The sequence below is a fragment of the Arthrobacter sp. Y3225116 genome (genome assembly GCF_059091245.1).
Window position 1 is genome coordinate 1 of sequence record NZ_JBNHGL010000058.1, and the last position, 15,331, is coordinate 15,331.

General features: G+C 69.3%; 14 protein-coding genes. 6 read left to right on the top strand and 8 right to left on the bottom strand.

All coding sequences use genetic code 11. From position 1 onward, the window contains the following. Positions 1-1,080: AMP-binding protein (locus AC5RV2_RS07910; RefSeq protein ID WP_494091913.1), on the bottom strand; the 1,080-nt coding region annotated here is incomplete at its 3' end. A gap of 9 nt (positions 1,081-1,089) precedes the next feature. Further along, positions 1,090-2,040, bottom strand: coding sequence for a 1,4-dihydroxy-2-naphthoyl-CoA synthase (locus AC5RV2_RS07915; RefSeq protein WP_493978191.1), 951 nt, complete (start codon positions 2,038-2,040; stop codon positions 1,090-1,092). Positions 2,041-2,210: 170 nt separating this feature from the next. On the opposite strand from AC5RV2_RS07915, the gene AC5RV2_RS07920 reads away from it, so the two are divergent. The 6 genes from AC5RV2_RS07920 (at position 2,211) to paaZ (ending at position 8,759) form a co-directional block, all read left to right on the top strand. Continuing rightward, complete coding sequence (locus AC5RV2_RS07920; RefSeq protein WP_494091914.1) at positions 2,211-2,687, top strand: SRPBCC family protein; 477 nt, start codon at positions 2,211-2,213, stop codon at positions 2,685-2,687. Between the two features lie 176 nt (positions 2,688-2,863). Beyond that, positions 2,864-4,075, top strand: a complete 1,212-nt coding sequence (locus AC5RV2_RS07925; protein WP_494091915.1) for a thiolase family protein — start codon at positions 2,864-2,866, stop codon at positions 4,073-4,075. After that, positions 4,075-4,938 (top strand): enoyl-CoA hydratase/isomerase family protein, encoded by an 864-nt coding sequence (locus AC5RV2_RS07930; protein ID WP_494091916.1) that lies wholly within the window; start codon positions 4,075-4,077, stop codon positions 4,936-4,938. The genes AC5RV2_RS07925 and AC5RV2_RS07930 overlap by 1 nt, the downstream gene beginning before the upstream one ends. Before the next feature lie 5 nt (positions 4,939-4,943). After that, positions 4,944-5,807 carry a 3-hydroxyacyl-CoA dehydrogenase family protein gene (locus tag AC5RV2_RS07935; RefSeq protein WP_494091922.1) on the top strand — a complete coding sequence of 288 codons (864 nt, stop codon included), beginning with the start codon at positions 4,944-4,946 and terminating at the stop codon, positions 5,805-5,807. 23 nt (positions 5,808-5,830) lie between these two features. Beyond that, the gene (locus AC5RV2_RS07940) at positions 5,831-6,529 is read left to right on the top strand and encodes a tyrosine-protein phosphatase (protein ID WP_494091917.1); all 699 of its coding nucleotides are present in this window, start codon (positions 5,831-5,833) and stop codon (positions 6,527-6,529) included. A gap of 160 nt (positions 6,530-6,689) precedes the next feature. Further along, on the top strand, positions 6,690-8,759 hold the full coding sequence (gene paaZ / locus AC5RV2_RS07945; protein WP_494091918.1) for a phenylacetic acid degradation bifunctional protein PaaZ: 2,070 nt from the start codon (positions 6,690-6,692) through the stop codon (positions 8,757-8,759). On the opposite strand, the gene AC5RV2_RS07950 is transcribed toward paaZ, so the two are convergent. The 6 genes from AC5RV2_RS07950 to AC5RV2_RS07975 all read right to left on the bottom strand — a co-directional run bounded on the left by AC5RV2_RS07950 (position 8,740) and on the right by AC5RV2_RS07975 (position 15,221). After that, positions 8,740-9,468, bottom strand: coding sequence for a nicotinamide mononucleotide transporter (locus tag AC5RV2_RS07950; RefSeq protein ID WP_494091919.1), 729 nt, complete (start codon positions 9,466-9,468; stop codon positions 8,740-8,742). The genes paaZ and AC5RV2_RS07950 overlap by 20 nt on opposite strands. 23 nt (positions 9,469-9,491) lie before the next feature. Further along, on the bottom strand, positions 9,492-10,148 hold the full coding sequence (locus tag AC5RV2_RS07955; RefSeq protein WP_494091923.1) for a nicotinamide mononucleotide transporter: 657 nt from the start codon (positions 10,146-10,148) through the stop codon (positions 9,492-9,494). 155 nt (positions 10,149-10,303) lie between these two features. Beyond that, positions 10,304-10,933 carry a TetR/AcrR family transcriptional regulator gene (locus AC5RV2_RS07960; protein WP_494064849.1) on the bottom strand — a complete coding sequence of 210 codons (630 nt, stop codon included), beginning with the start codon at positions 10,931-10,933 and terminating at the stop codon, positions 10,304-10,306. Between the two features lie 86 nt (positions 10,934-11,019). Continuing rightward, positions 11,020-12,357: a phenylacetate--CoA ligase PaaK gene (paaK, locus tag AC5RV2_RS07965; RefSeq protein ID WP_494064848.1), complete on the bottom strand. Its 1,338-nt coding sequence runs from the start codon at positions 12,355-12,357 to the stop codon at positions 11,020-11,022. 79 nt (positions 12,358-12,436) lie between these two features. Then, the gene (locus AC5RV2_RS07970; protein WP_494091920.1) at positions 12,437-12,940 is read right to left on the bottom strand and encodes a hotdog fold thioesterase; all 504 of its coding nucleotides are present in this window, start codon (positions 12,938-12,940) and stop codon (positions 12,437-12,439) included. Positions 12,941-13,028: 88 nt separating this feature from the next. Beyond that, positions 13,029-15,221 carry a S9 family peptidase gene (locus AC5RV2_RS07975; protein WP_494091921.1) on the bottom strand — a complete coding sequence of 731 codons (2,193 nt, stop codon included), beginning with the start codon at positions 15,219-15,221 and terminating at the stop codon, positions 13,029-13,031. Between the last annotated feature and the right edge of the window lie 110 nt (positions 15,222-15,331).

Below are 15,331 nucleotides of genomic sequence, written 5' to 3' on the forward strand. Positions count from 1 at the left end.
GGCCACGGCCAGCCGGTCCGGCTTGCCGTTGGGCAGCAGCGGCAGCGCTTCGAGGCGGACCAGGTGGCGCGGGACGGCGGGGGAGCCCAGCGCCCGGCGGACCCGCGCCTCGATGTCCGCCTCCGCGGCGGAGCCCACGACGGCGGCGCACACCTTGGTGCCCCATTCGGGATCGTCGATGCCCGACACCAGCGCGGCCTGGACGTCCGGCAGGCCCTCGATCACCTCTGCGACGGCCGCCGCGGACACCTTGACGCCGCCGGTGATCAGCACGTCGTCCGCGCGCCCGATGACGGTCAGCGCGCCGGCGTCGTCCAGCTCGCCGAGGTCCTCGGTGCGGAACCAGCGCGTACCGCCGGACGCGCTGAAATGCGCGTCGGTCAGCTGCGGGTTGTCCAGGTAGCCGCCGGCAACCACGTCGCCGCCGATCAGCACCAGGCCTCGCTCCAGCCGCAGGGTTACCCCTTGGAGTGGGACGCCGTCGTACACGCAGCCGCCGCAGGTCTCGCTCATGCCGTACGTGCGCACGATCTTCAGCGAGTGTTTGGCCGCCTCCGCCCGCAGCGCCTCCGGCATCCGGGCGCCGCCGAGCAGGATGGCATCGAACCGGCGCAGCGCCTTGAGTGTTTCGGGCTCCGCCGCGGCGAGCAGCCGGTGCAGCTGGGTGGGCACAAGCGACGTGATCCGGAACCGGTCAGTCAGGGCGGCTGCCGCGTCGGTGAACGCGCGGGCGGTAAACCCGCCGGACAGGTCCATCGCCCGGGGCCGGGTGCCGGCGTAGAGGGAGCGGACCAGAACCTGCAGGCCGGCCACATAGTTCGGCGCGAGCGTCAGCAGCCACTGCCCCTCGCCGCCCAGCCGCAGGGCCGTGCCCATCGACGACGCGGCCAGCGCATCGATCCCGAGCATGGTGGCCTTGGGCGTGCCGGTGGACCCCGAGGTCCGGACGACGGCGGCGGTCCCGGGGACCAGTCCGGGGGAGGCGACCGGCACCGGGGTGCCGTCCGGCGCGAGTTCGACGGCGGGGCCCTCGCCGCCCAGCGCCGCGGTCAGCGCTGCCAGCGCCGGCTGGATGTCCATGCCGCCGCCCTAGAAGTAGTAGGGGAACGACGACCAGTCGGGGTCGCGCTTGGCCAGGAAAGCTTCCTTGCCCTCGACGGCCTCGTCCGTCATGTACGCCAAACGGGTGGCTTCACCGGCGAAGACCTGCTGGCCGGCCAGTCCGTCGTCGGCCAGGTTGAACGCGAACTTCAGCATCCGGATGGCCTGCGGGGACTGCCGGGCGATGTCCGCCGCGTATTCCAGCGCCACTTCCTCGAGCCGCTCGTGGTCCACCGCCTCGTTGACGGCACCCATCCGGACCATGTCCTCGGCCGAGTACTCCCGCGCCAGGAAAAAGATCTCGCGGGCGGCCTTCTGGCCGATCTGCCGCGCCAGCAGCGCCGAGCCGTAGCCGGCGTCGAAGCTGCCGACCGTGGCATCGGTCTGCTTGAACTTGCCGTGCTGCCGGGAGGCGATAGTCAGGTCGGACACCACGTGCAGGGAATGCCCGCCGCCCGCGGCCCAGCCGTTGACGACGGCGATGACCACCTTGGGCATGGTCCGCATCAACCGCTGGACTTCCAGGATGTGCAGCCGGCCGGCGCGGGCCGGGTCGATGAATTCAGCCGACTCGCCGGCCGCGTTCTCCACCGGGTACCGGTAACCGTCGCGGCCGCGGATGCGCTGGTCGCCGCCGGAGCAGAACGAGTGGCCGCCGTCCTTGGGCGAGGGGCCGTTGCCGGTGAGCAGCACAGTGGCCACGTCCGGCGTCATCCTGGCGTGGTCCATGGCGCGGTACAGCTCGTCCACGGTGCCGGGGCGGAAGGCGTTGCGCACTTCCGGCCGGTTGAAGGCGATGCGCACCGCCGGCAGGTCGCGCACCACGTTGCCGCTTGCGTCGCGCTCCACCTGGCGGTGGTAGGTCATGTCCTGGAAGTCGAAGCCTTCCACCACGCGCCACCGCGTCGGGTCGAAGAGGTCGGACACCTTCTCCGGCAGGGCAGGCTGCGCCGGGACTCCGGCGTGGCCGGCGGTAGTGTTGGCGGTACTGGCTGGGGCGGGGCTCTCGGAAGTCACCCTTCGAGTTTATCGTTGCCGTTCCGCGGCTGGGCCGGGAGCTGCCCCTCCACTAGGCTGTTCGAAACCTGACTCCTTCCGAAAGGGCGACCGTGGGCCATCACCTTGAAATAGTCCGGCACGTCAACGCACCGGTCGACGCCGTCTGGCGCGTGATCACCGACATCCCCGGCTCCGCCCGGACGCTGAGCTCCGTGACGCGGGTCGAGATCCTGACGCCCGGCGACTACGGCGAGGGCTTCCGGTGGCGCGAAACCCGCAAGATGATGGGCAAGGAAGCCACCGAGGAGATGTGGGTGGCGGACGTCGACGCGCCGGCATCGACGACGGTCAAGGCGGCATCGAACGGCGCCGACTACACCACGAGGTTCACGCTCACGCCGGCGGACGGCGGCACCCGGCTGGCCATGTTCTTCGGGGCCGAGCTGGAGAATCCGGGAACGCTCCCGAGGCTGATGATGGCGCTCTTCGGAAAGCTGGGACTGCGCGTGGCGCGCAAGCAAATGGCCAAAGACCTGGAAGAGATCGCCGCCAAGGCCGAGGGCCGGGACGAAACCGCCGCCGGTTAAGCCGGCCGGGTTCCGTCGGGGCGCTGCCTCGGACCTTCTGCGTCACGGCAGTTGACCCCTCCCCGGCCGCGTGGGATTCTTTATAGAACGGTCGGTCGGTAATTTTAGTCGCCTGCGGCAGCCGAAGCGACCGCTCATCGTCACCGTTGAACGATCAAGCGCGAGGGATTATTTCTATGGCTGAGGCATTCCTGATTGGCGGGGCGCGGACCCCGGTTGGCCGCTACGGAGGGGCGCTCTCGGCGGTCCGTCCCGACGACCTGGCGGCGCTGGTCGTCAAGGAAGCCGTGGTCCGGGCAGGCATCGATCCGGATGCCGTCGAGGAGGTCATCCTCGGCAACGCCAACGGGGCGGGCGAGGAAAACCGCAACGTGGCCCGCATGGCCTGGCTGCTGGCGGGCTACGGCGACCACGTTCCCGGCATCACCGTTAACCGGCTGTGCGCCTCCGGCCTGAGCGCCATCATCCAGGCCTCACACATGATCAAGGCCGGCGCCGCGGACATCGTCATCGCGGGCGGCGTCGAATCGATGAGCCGCGCACCCTGGGTGCAGGAGAAGCCGGGCAAGGCCTTCGCCAAGCCGGGCGAGATCTTCGATACCTCCATCGGCTGGCGCTTCGTCAACAAGCGCTTCGCCAGCGGCGACCTCAGCCGCGACGGCAAGATGACCTATTCCATGCCGGAAACCGCCGAGGAAGTCGCCGACGTCTACGGCATTTCCCGCGAGGACGCCGACGCCTTCGCCGTGCAGTCCCACCAGCGGGCCATCGCCGCCATCGAGGGCGGCCGGCTCAAGGAAGAAATCGTCCCGGTGACCGTCAAGGGGCGCAAGGGCGACACCGTCGTCGACACCGACGAGGGACCCCGCCCCGGCACCACCCTCGAGGTCCTGGCCGGCCTGAAGCCCATCAACCGCGCGGACGGCGTGGTGACCGCCGGCAACTCGAGTTCGCTCAACGACGGCGCCTCGGCCATCGTGGTCGCCTCCGAGGCCGCCGTCAAGAAGTTCGGCCTGACCCCGCGCGCCCGCATCGTCGACGGCGCCTCGGCCGGCGTCGCGCCGGAGATCATGGGCATCGGGCCGGTGCCGGCCACCCGCAAGGTGCTGGACCGCGCCGGCTGGAGCATCGACGATCTCGGCGCCGTGGAGCTCAACGAGGCCTTCGCCACCCAGTCGCTCGCGGTGCTGCGCGACCTGAAGCTGGACCAGGGCATTGTGAACAACGACGGCGGCGCCATCGCCTTGGGACACCCGCTCGGTTCCAGCGGGTCGCGCCTGGTGGTAACCCTGCTGGGCCGGATGGAGCGCGAAGGCGCACAGCGCGGCCTGGCCACCATGTGCGTGGGCGTCGGCCAGGGCACCTCCATGATCGTTGAGCGGGTCTGATGCTCTTCCACGACTACTCCTTCAGCACGCTGCGGCTGGACGAGCGGGAGGACCGCGTCCACCTCGCACTGAACCGGCCGGAAGTCCGCAACGCCATTGACCAGGCCATGGTCGACGAACTGCATGCCGTCTGCGCCGTCCTGGAACGGGAGCCCAGGATCCTGATCCTGTCCGGCACCGAAGTCAACGGCAAGGGGATATTCGCCTCCGGTGCGGACATCTCCCAGCTGCGCGAACGCCGTCGTGATGACGCGTTGGCGGGCATCAATTCCACGGTATTCCACCGCATTGCGCAGCTGCCGATGCCGGTCATCGCGGCCCTCGACGGCTTCGCGCTGGGCGGCGGCGCGGAGCTGGCCTACGCCGCCGACTTCCGCATCGCCACGCCTTCGGTGAAGATCGGGCAGCCCGAGGTCGGGCTGGGCATCATGGCCGCCGCGGGGGCCACTTGGCGCCTGAAGGAACTGGTGGGCGAGCCGCTGGCCAAGGAGATTTTGTTGGCCGGCCGCATCCTGGACGCCGAAGAAGCGCTCGCGGCCCGCCTCGTCACCGAGATCCATGAGCCGGCCGCGCTCCTCGACGCCGCGCATGCGCTGGCGGACCGGATCGGCAAGCAGGATCCGCTGGCGGTCCGCATCACCAAGTCGGTGTTCCATACCCCGCGCGAGGCGCACCCGATGATCGACACCATCGCCCAAGGCATCCTGTTCGAGTCGCAGGCCAAGTTCGACCGGATGCAGGCATTCCTAGACAAGAGCGCGGCCAAGAGCGCGGCCCGCAGTGCGGTCACGACGGCTGCCGCCGCCCCGGACGGGGACGCCGTCCGAAGCCCCGGCGCCGCAGAGCAGCAAGGATCGAAGTGAGCGAGATGAATTCTGTGCAGACCATTCCCAACAACGTCGGTGTCCTCGGCGGCGGGCGCATGGGCGCCGGCATCGCCCACGCGTTCCTGACGGCGGGAGCCGACGTCGTCGTGGTGGAGCGTGACGAGGCCGCCGCCGAGGCCGCCCGCGGGCGCGTGACCGGGGCCCTGGCCAAGAGCGTGGAGCGCGGCACGGCCACCGAACCCCTGGACACGCTCAAGTCCCGGCTGTCGGTCTCCGTCGACTACGGTTCGTTCGCAGCGTGCGGGCTGGTGGTGGAAGCTGTGCCGGAAGACTTCGAGCTGAAGGCCACCGCGCTGAAGGCCGTCGAGGCCCAACTGTCCCCGACGGCCTGGCTGGCGACGAACACGTCCTCGCTGTCCATCGCCAAGCTGGCCGACCAGTTGCAGCGCCCGGCGAACTTCTGCGGCCTGCACTTTTTCAACCCGGTCCCGGCCTCCCAGCTGGTCGAGGTGGTGCTGGCCCCGAAGACCTCGGAAGAGCTCGCCGCCGCCTCCAGGAGCTGGGTCGAGGCACTGCGGAAGACCGCCGTCGTCGTCAACGACGCGCCGGGGTTCGCGTCCTCGCGGCTGGGGGTGGCCATCGCCCTGGAAGCCATGCGCATGGTGGAAGAGGGCGTGGCATCTGCGGCGGACATCGACGCCGCCATGGTGCTGGGCTACAAGCACCCGGTCGGCCCGCTCAAGACCACTGACATCGTGGGGCTGGATGTGCGCCTCGGCATTGCCGAATACCTCCACTCCACGCTCGGGGACCGTTTTGCCCCGCCGCAGATCCTCCGCGACAAGGTGGCCCGCGGCGAACTCGGCCGCAAGTCCGGCAAGGGTTTCTTCGACTGGGAGGACTAGCCGCCCGGCGGTAGGCTGCTGGAATGTCGTCCGAACAGCCCGGTTTTGTTGCCTGGGAAGGCGCGGTCAACGCCCGCAGGGTGGCGGGGGACATCTTCCGGATGGGCCGCGCCGAATGGCTGACCGCCGCGGGCTGGCAGCAGGCGTACGACGACGGTGTGCGCACCATCGTGGACCTGCGGAACCCGGGCGAGCGCTCGCGCCGGCCGACCGATCCGGTGGTGCCGGCCGGGGCGCTGGACAACTTCACGGTGCTCAACCGGCCGACCGAAGAGCCCGGGCACGCGAAGTTCGCCAACAGCGCCCCGTACATGAACCACCCGCGTTTCTATCTGGACAACGTGCGGGTCTTCCCGCACCTGATCGCCGAGGTGTTCCGCACCCTGGCGCACGCGGAGGGCGCCGTCGTCGTCCATTGCTCCGCCGGGCGGGACCGCACGGGCATGGTCTCCATGATGCTGCTGCAGCTCGCGGGTGTCCCGGCCGAGCGGATCGCCGACGCACACGAGCTGGGCATCCGCGGCATCAACGACTGGCACCGGGTCAGCCCCTACCCGCATCCGGTGGAGCGGTACGTTGGCGGCGACGAACTGGAGGCCCGGGTGGCGGAGATGCGCGGGTCGTTGCTGCAGGTCTTGGCCCAGCTGGAGGTGGAGCCGTTCCTGCTGCGTCATGGCCTGACGCCCGCCGACGTCGAGGCGCTCCGCCGCCGGCTCGCCTGAATCCTGCGGCGGCCGGCGCCATGCGGCCACCGAAAAAGGGGGCTGTGCCGGCTGCGGCTGTCATGTAGGCTGGATACGTTACCGACCGACCGTTCAGTATTTTATGTCCCGTCCCATCCTGCGCCAGCGCCGGGGCCGGGCGAAGAAAGGGCTGTCAACGATGACCTCTACCGCCGTTGATGTCGAAATTGTTCCCAGCTACATCCAGGATGCCTGGTGGACCCCCGAGGGCGATGTGTCCGGCACCGAGGTCCGCGATGCCAGTACCGGCGCCGTGCTCGCCCGGGTCAGTACCGACGGACTCGACCTCGCCGCTGCCGTCGAACATGGCCGCACCGTCGGCCAGGCCTCGCTGGGCCGGCTGACCTTCCACCAGCGCGCGCTCAAGCTCAAGGAGCTGGCCCAGTACCTGAACGCGCGGCGCGAGGGGCTGTACGAGGTCTCGCACCGCACCGGTGCCACCAAGATCGACAACATGATCGATATCGACGGCGGCATCGGCGTGCTGTTCACCTTCGGTTCCAAGGGGCGGCGCGAACTGCCGAACTCCCAGGTGGTCGTCGACGGGCCCGCCGAGGTGCTCTCCAAGGACGGCTCCTTCATGGGCCAGCACATCTACACCCGGATCCCGGGCGTGGCCGTGCAGATTAACGCCTTCAACTTCCCGGTGTGGGGCATGCTGGAGAAGTTTGCTCCGGCCTTCATCGCCGGCGTGCCGACCATCGTCAAGCCCGCCACCCCCACCGGCTACGTCGCCGCGGCCGCGGTCCAGCTGATCATCGAATCCAACATCCTTCCGGCCGGTTCGCTGCAGTTGGTCTCCGGTTCCGCCCGTGACCTGCTGGACCACCTGGACTACCGCGACGCCGTCGCCTTCACCGGATCTGCCTCAACGGCCAACGTGCTGAAGTCCCACCGGAACGTGGCCGAGGGCGGCATCCGGTTTACCGCCGAGGCGGATTCGCTCAACGCCGCGATCCTCGGGCCCGACGCGGTGCCGGGCACCCCGGAGTTCGACGCGTACATCAAGTCCTTGGTCACCGAAATGACGGCCAAGGCCGGCCAGAAGTGCACCTCGATCCGCCGCGCCATCGTCCCCAAGGACCGCATGCAGGACGTCGCCGACGCCGTGCGCGCCCGGATCGAACAGCGCGTCGTCGTCGGCGATCCGAGGGCCGAAGGCGTCACCATGGGTGCGCTGGCCTCGGTGGAGCAGCTCGACGACGTCCGCGCAGCCGTCCAGGCCATGATCGACGGCGGCGGCGAGCTCGCCTACGGCACGCTCGATTCGCCGCAGGTCACCCGCGCCGACGGGACCGTGGGCGACTCCGAGGGCGCCTTTATGTCGCCGGTGCTGCTGACCTGGGCCGATGCCGAGGCCGACGCCGTGCATTCGCTGGAAGCCTTCGGCCCGGTGTCCTCCGTCATCGGCTACGAGGACCTGGACGACGCCGTGCGGCTGGCCGCCAGGGGCTCAGGTTCCCTGGTGGCCACCGTGGCCACCAACGACCCCGAGGCCGCCCGCGTGCTGGTGACCGGGATCGCCGCCCACCACGGCCGCGTGCTGGTGCTCAACCGCGAAGACGCCAAGACGTCCACCGGCCACGGTTCCCCCGTGCCGCACCTGGTCCACGGCGGACCGGGCCGCGCCGGCGGCGGCGAGGAATTGGGCGGGATCCGCTCCGTGCTGCACCACATGCAGCGCACCGCCATCCAGGGTTCGCCGAACATGCTCACCGCCGTGACCGGCGTGTGGCATACCGGTGCCGACCAGTATTTCGACGACGTGCACCCGTTCCGCAAGAACCTGGCCAAACTGCGGATCGGCGACGCCATCCGCTCGGAGCTCCGCCAGGTCACGCTGGAGGACATCACCGCGTTCGCCAACGAAACCGGCGACACCTTCTACGCCCACACCAACCAGGAGGCCGCCGCCGCCAACCCGTTCTTCCCCGGCATTGTGGCGCACGGTTACCTGCTGCTCGCCTGGGGCGCCGGGCTGTTCGTGGAGCCGGCACCGGGACCGGTGCTGGCGAACTACGGTTTGGAGAACCTGCGCTTCATCACACCGGTGGCTGCCGGCGACTCGATCCGGGTGACCCTCACGGCCAAGCGCATCACCCCGCGCGAGACGGACGAATACGGCGAGGTCGCCTGGGATGCGGTGCTGACCAACCAGAACGACGAGATCGTCGCGACCTACGACGTGCTCACACTGGTGGAGAAGTAGCCGGAGCTCCTCCTCCTGCCGCGTCCCCGGCGGCCCGGGCCCCGGGGACGGGCAGGAACACCACCGTGTGCCAACGCCAGAAGGCGAACAGCACCAGCAGCACGGTGGCGCCATAGAGCAGCTGCGGCGTCGGCTGGCTGGGAAATACCAGCGACGTGGCCAGCTGCACCACGGCAAAAGCCAGCCACAGCCACCAGGCCTCGTAGATCCGGTGCGCCAAGCCCAGATACACCACCGTCATCACCGCGGCGTAGAACGCCTGGAGCAGGAGGACGGTCAGCAGGCCGCCCTCCAGGGGAAAGCCGGCCTGAATGTCGCTGGCCACGAAAACCACCGTGGCGGCGACGAGGACCAGCACGGCCACCGCCCAGGTACGGCCCGTTGCCCGGTGCACCCACACCGCCGGGCCGGCCGCACCCGGTGCAAGGAGCGGGGCGGCGGCACGCCAGCGCCACGCGCCGTAGCAGGGCAGCAGCAGCGCCACGCCTATCGAGGCATCGACGAAGAACCCGCCGCCGCCGTCGAAAGCCGGCGTGAGCAGCAGCAGGAAGACCAGGGCCTCCTGCACCAGCAGCACGGGCCAGGCCCAGCGGGAGTGGAGCCCGAACAGGAAGACCGTCAGCAGGCCCACCGAGGCCTGCAGGTAGCCCACGGAAACCAGCGCGCCGGCGGGACCGTCCAGGAACTTCAAGGCCATGAGCCAGTCCATGCCGCCGCCCTCCCCTTTACTCGTTACACGGCCCGTCCCGCTGTGCCGGGACCGGGAGCGGCCGGACGGCCGGGCCGCGTCGGCGCCAGCCGGTGTTTGCTCCGCACCGGCCGCCGCAAGGCCGCCTGCCAGCCCAGGTAACCGAAGATTTGGAGGCCGGCCGCTATCGCACCGTACAGGGAGACCCAGACCGGAGCGTCGCGGATGGCGGAGAGGAACATGGTGGACAGCGAGAGCGCGACGCCCAGCCACCACGACTGCAGGATGCCGTGGGCGAAGCCCAGGTACATGACGGCCGGGAGTGCGGCCAGCAGGGCGTTGAAGAGGTACAGGGGTCCGATCTCGGCAACCGGGGTGACGCCGGCGAACCCGTTGAGCAGGAACAGCAGCAGCAACAGCCCCGCGCCGATGCCCCACTCACGCCCGTGGGCGGAGCGGAGCGGGACGTGGACGCCTTCCCGCCGGTACTGGGTCCATTTCCACAGGCCGTAAAGGGCCGCGGCCAGCACAAAAACGGTGCTGGTGTTCAGCCGGCCGTAGGGGATCCCGGTGGCCAGCAGCACGGCGGTTGCGGCCACCGGCAGCAACCAGGCCCACGGCACGCGGTAGGCGAACAGGACAATGGCGGCGATCGTGAGCGCCATGCTGAGCGCCGAGACCCACCCGAACTCCCCATCCATATCGATCACGTCCCCATAACATCGAATGGTGAGGTCAGCCTAGCAGGGGAGGACGGCGAATTCAGCAGGTACGTCGGCTCCGTCTGGCGGCCGTGGATCCGCGTTGGTGCGGCCGGCGCTGCCGCCGGGAATCAGGCGGTGGTGCCGGCCGGGAGTCAGGCGATGACGCGGGCCGCGGCGGGCAGGTGGAGGCCGTCGAACATCATGGCGATCAGGTCGTCGGCGAGCTTCTGCGGGGACAGCGATCCGCCCGGTTTGTACCACTCGACGATGGAGTTGATCGTGCCGAATAGCAGCCTGGTTGTGGTCCTCGGGTCGATGTCCCCGCGCAGGGAGCCCTCGGCCCGGGCGGCGTCCACCAGGTCCGCCACCTTGTGGTCGAACGCGCGCCGGCGGTCCAGCGCGTCGCGTTCGATCTCGGTGTTGCCGCGCAGGCGCAGCAGCAGGGTGACGTAGGGCAGCTTTTCGCACAGGACCTGGACGGTGCCGCGGAGCACGAACTCCAGGCGCGCATCCGCCCGGCCGGCGGAAGCCGACGGGTTTTCGAGCACGGCTTCCAGGCTGCCCAGCGCCTCATCCAGGGCCAGGCGCAGCAGGTCGCCCTTGGACGGAACGTGGTGGTAGATGGCGCTCTTGGAGATGCCCAGGTTCTCGGCGAGGATGCCCATGGAGGTTGCTTCGTAACCGTGCTTGTTGAACACGGCGACGGCGACGTTCAGCACCGACTGCTGGTCGTAGCCGGGGCGGCCGCGGCGGGCGGTCTCCTGGGTCCTTGTTTTCGCCATTGTGCTATTCTCCCACGACCGTTAGGTCAGTTATGCGGCGGGCGGCGCCTGCACAGGCCTGCTGCCGCCCGCCGTTCCCACATCCGTCAGGCGTTGTCGCGCAGGTCGTAGACCCGGCGCAGCTTGCCGCTGGACCGGGCGAGGGTGCCGGGGTCGGCGACCACGATCTTGCAGCTGGAACCGACGTGGATCTTGATCTGGCGCTGCAGCTCCCGGGCCGCTTCGGTTGCCTTGGCGGCGGTGCAGTCTTCGCGGCGTTCGATCTTGACGGTCAGCTCGTCCATCCGGTGCGGCCGACTGATCTCCAGCTGGAAGTGCGGGCTCAGGCCGGGGATGCGCAGGGCGATCTCCTCGATCTGGGTGGGGAAGAGGTTCACCCCGCGCAGGATGATCATGTCGTCCGAGCGCCCGGTGATGCGGCCGATGCGGCGCATGTTCGGCCTCCCGGTGCCGGGCAGCAGCCGGGTGAGGTCGTGCGTGCGGTAGCGGATCACCGGCATGGCTTCCTTGGTCAGCGACGTGAACACCAGCTCGCCGGACTCGTTGTCGCCCAGCACGCGGTCGGTGAGCGGATCGATCACTTCCGGCCGGAAGTGGTCCTCCCAGATGGTGGAGCCGTCCTTGTAGTCCACGCATTCGCCGGCGACACCGGGGCCCATGACCTCGGAGAGGCCGTAGATGTCGCACGCGTCGATGTCCAGCTTGCCCTCCAGCTCGTGGCGCATCTCATCGGTCCACGGCTCGGCGCCGAGCACCGCGACCTTCAGCGACGTCTTGGCGGGATCGACGCCGGCGTGCTCCATCGCGTCCACGATGGTGAGCAGGTAGGTGGGGGTGCAGAGAATGGCGTCCGGTTCGAAGTCCTGGATCAGCTGGATCTGCTTCTCGGTCTGGCCGCCGGACATCGGGATGACGGTGCAGCCCAGCTTCTCCGCCCCGTAATGTGCCCCGAGCCCGCCGGTGAACAGGCCGTAGCCGTAGGCATTGTGGACCTTCCAGCCCTTCTTGACGCCGGAGGCGCGGATGGAGCGCGCGAACAGCGTCTCCCAGTTCTGGATGTCCCGGCGGGTGTAGCCCACCACGGTGGCGCGGCCGGTGGTGCCCGAGGAGGCGTGGATCCGGGCCACTTCCTGCTGCGGCACGGCAAACATGCCGAACGGGTACGACCGGCGCAGGTCTTCCTTGTCCGTGTAGGGGAACTTGGCCAGGTCGGACAGTTCCTTGAGGTCCTCCGGGCGCACGCCGGCGTCGTCGAACTTCTGCTTGTACATGGGCACGCGCTCATAGGCGTAGGCGACCGTGTGCTGCAGGCGCTTCAGCTGGAGGGCTTCCAGCTCGTCCCGGCTCATCAGCTCCTCCGGGTCGAGGGTGTCCTCGGCGGCGGGAGTGGTCTTGCGGGCTTTCGTACCGGTGGTGGTCGTCATGGGAACGGTCCTTTAATGCGGGTTTGGGCAGTGCTGTCGGTGAAGGCTGGGGGCGTCGCTATACGGAGCTGCGGCGCAGTCAGGGCTTTCGCTGGTTGCGGGCGGGGTTGGGGACGGTGCGGGAACGGCCGCGGAATTCGAGCAGGACGTCGGCACCGCCGTCCGGATTCTCCTGGGTGACGGTGATGTCGTACAGGCCGCTCCGCCCGGTCTGGTTGACCAGCCGGGCGGTTGCTGTCAGCAGCCGGCCGGCAAATCCCGGGTTGAGGAAATTGACGTCGACGCCGGAGGCCACCGTGAGGGTGCTGCCGTCGCCGTCGGGGTCGTTGCAGGCCAGCGCGAAGGCCACGTCGGCGAACGCGAACACCATGCCGCCCTGCGCCATGCCGAAGCCGTTGAGCATCTCTTCGCGCAGCCGCATCTCGATCACGACGTCGCCAAACTCCGCCTTCACGACTTCCACGCCCATCCAGCGTGCGGCCCGGTCGTTGACGAAGGCCGGGTGCACGGGCCGTTCGCCCGGCTGCAGCTCGTTGCTTTCCGCCGGATTGTTCCGGGAAGTGTCGACGCCGATGTCCGTCATGGAAGCCCCTCGCTGTTCATTACCGAATGTTCATTAGGTAATCCTGATTTGTGATTCAAGTCAAGGCGGCCGGGGAACGCCGGGCGGGTCAGGCCGGCTCGGTGGCGCCGATCGCGTCGAGGGCGAAGGCGTAATCCCAGGCCCGGTCCTTCCAGGCCTCGTACCGTCCGGACGCGCCGCCGTGGCCGGCGTCCATCTCGGTCTTGAGCACGATCGGTTCTGTGCCCGTTGTGGCCTCCCGGAGGGCCGCCACCCACTTGGCCGGCTCGACGTACAGCACCCGGGTGTCGTTGAAGCTGGTGACCGCAGCGATCTTCGGATACGCGGCCGGCCGGACATTCTCGTAGGGGGTGTACGACTTCATGTACGCGTAGACCTCCGGGTCCGTGATCGGGTTGCCCCATTCCTCCCATTCCAGGGCCGACAGCGGCAGGTCCGGGTCCAGGATCGAGGTCAGCGCGTCGACGAAGGGCACCTGCGCCACGATCGCCGCATACTTCTCCGGCGCCAGGTTGGCGACGGCGCCCATCAGCAGCCCGCCGGCGGAGCCGCCCATGGCCGCGATCCGTCCCGGATCCGCCCAGCCGGAGGCCGCCAGCCAGTCGGTGGCGGCGACGAAGTCCGTGAAGGTGTTCTTCTTGCGCAGCTTCTTGCCGTCGTCGTACCAGTGCCGGCCCATTTCGCCGCCGCCGCGGACGTGCGCCACCACGTAGACCACGCCGCGGTCCAGCAGCGACAGCCGCGCGGTGCTGAACGCAGGGTCCATGCTGACCTCGTAGCTGCCGTAGGCGTAGACCAGTGCCGGGTTGCTGCCGTCCCGCCGCACCGAGGCCTTGCGGAGCACCGACAGCGGAATCCTCGTGCCGTCCGGCGCGGCCGCCCACTCCCGCCCGGCCACGTAGTCCGCCGGGTCGTAGCCGCCGAGCACCGGCGTTTCCTTGCGCAGGTGCAGCGTGCCGGTGGCCAGCTCGTAGTCGTAGATCCGCGGCGGCGTCAGGAACGAGGTGTAGGCCAGCCGGATCACCGGTGCCTCGTAGTCGGAACCGCCGACGCCGGCGGTGAACAATTCCTCGTCGAACGCCGGCTCCGCCGGGGCTGCCTGCGCGGCCGTCCCCAAACCGGCCAGGGGCAGCACCTGCACGCGCTCGATGGTGTCCTGGCGGATGGACAGGACCATATGGGTGGCGGTGATCCCGGCCCCGTTGACCCGCACGGCGTCGTCGTGCTCCACCACGGTGTCCCAGTGCTGCTCGGCCAAGGGCTTGGAGAACTCCGCGAGGTCGGCCAGCGAGACCATCGAGTTCACCGCGTCCTTGTTGTGGGTCAGCAGCACCTTGTGGGCACCGTCCAGCAGGAACGGCTCGGCGTCGTACAGCACCCGCTCGCTGCGCGGGATGAGCGTCCGCAGCCCGGCTTCCGGGGCGGAGAAGTCCAGCAGGCGCGTCTCGGAGTATTCGGAGCAGCCGATCCCGATCACCAGGTGCCGGCGGTCGGAGGAGAGCTCGAACCCCATCCACATGGCCGGGTCGTCTTCCTGGTAAATCACGACGTCGGAGGCCGCCGGTGTGCCGATGGTGTGCGCCTTGATCTGGAACGGGCGCCAGGACTCATCCACCACCGTGTAGAACACGCGGCTGCCGTCGGGATCGAACGCCAACGAGTAGAAGACGTTCTCCACGACGTCGTCCAAGAGGTCGCCGGTGTCCAAATCCTTGATCCTCAGGGTGAAGCGCTCGTCGCCGGCGAAGTCGGCGGCGTAGGCGTAGAGGCTTCCGTCTCGGGTCACGGCAGAGCCGCCCAGCGAAAAGAACGGCTTGCCCTCGGCTTCGGCATTGCCGTCCAGCAGCACCTGCTCGCCGGGCACCGGCCGGCCGGCGTCGACCTGCGGGGGAGTCCAGTCGGCCGCCCGGTCGCCGGTGTCCGCGGCCCGGACCCGGCACTGGATGCCGTACTGCTTGCCCTCTTCCATCCGGCCGTAGTACCACCAGCCGTCCTTGCGGACCGGAACCGACAAATCCGTTTCCTGGGTGCGGTTCTTGATCTCGGCGAAAATGGCCTCGCGCAACGGCTGCTGGTGCCCGGTGACCGCCGCCGTGTAGGCGTTCTCCGCCTCCAGGTGCGCGACCACCTCCGGGCTCTCCTTGTCCCGCAGCCACTCATAGTTGTCCACGAAGACGTCGCCGTGGTGGGAGCGCTCGACGGGAACCTTGCGGCGCGACGGCGGTTCCGGCAGTGCCGCGGGGGAGGGGGCGGGGACGGTTTCGGCGGGGCTGTGCGTCATGCCACCAATATATAGAGCCCGCCCGCCCCGCCGGACGGGTTCGGCTGAGGGTGGAAGCGGCGGAACAGTGGCCGGGAAACCGGGCTGCTCCCGCCCGGCCCCGCGTTTCC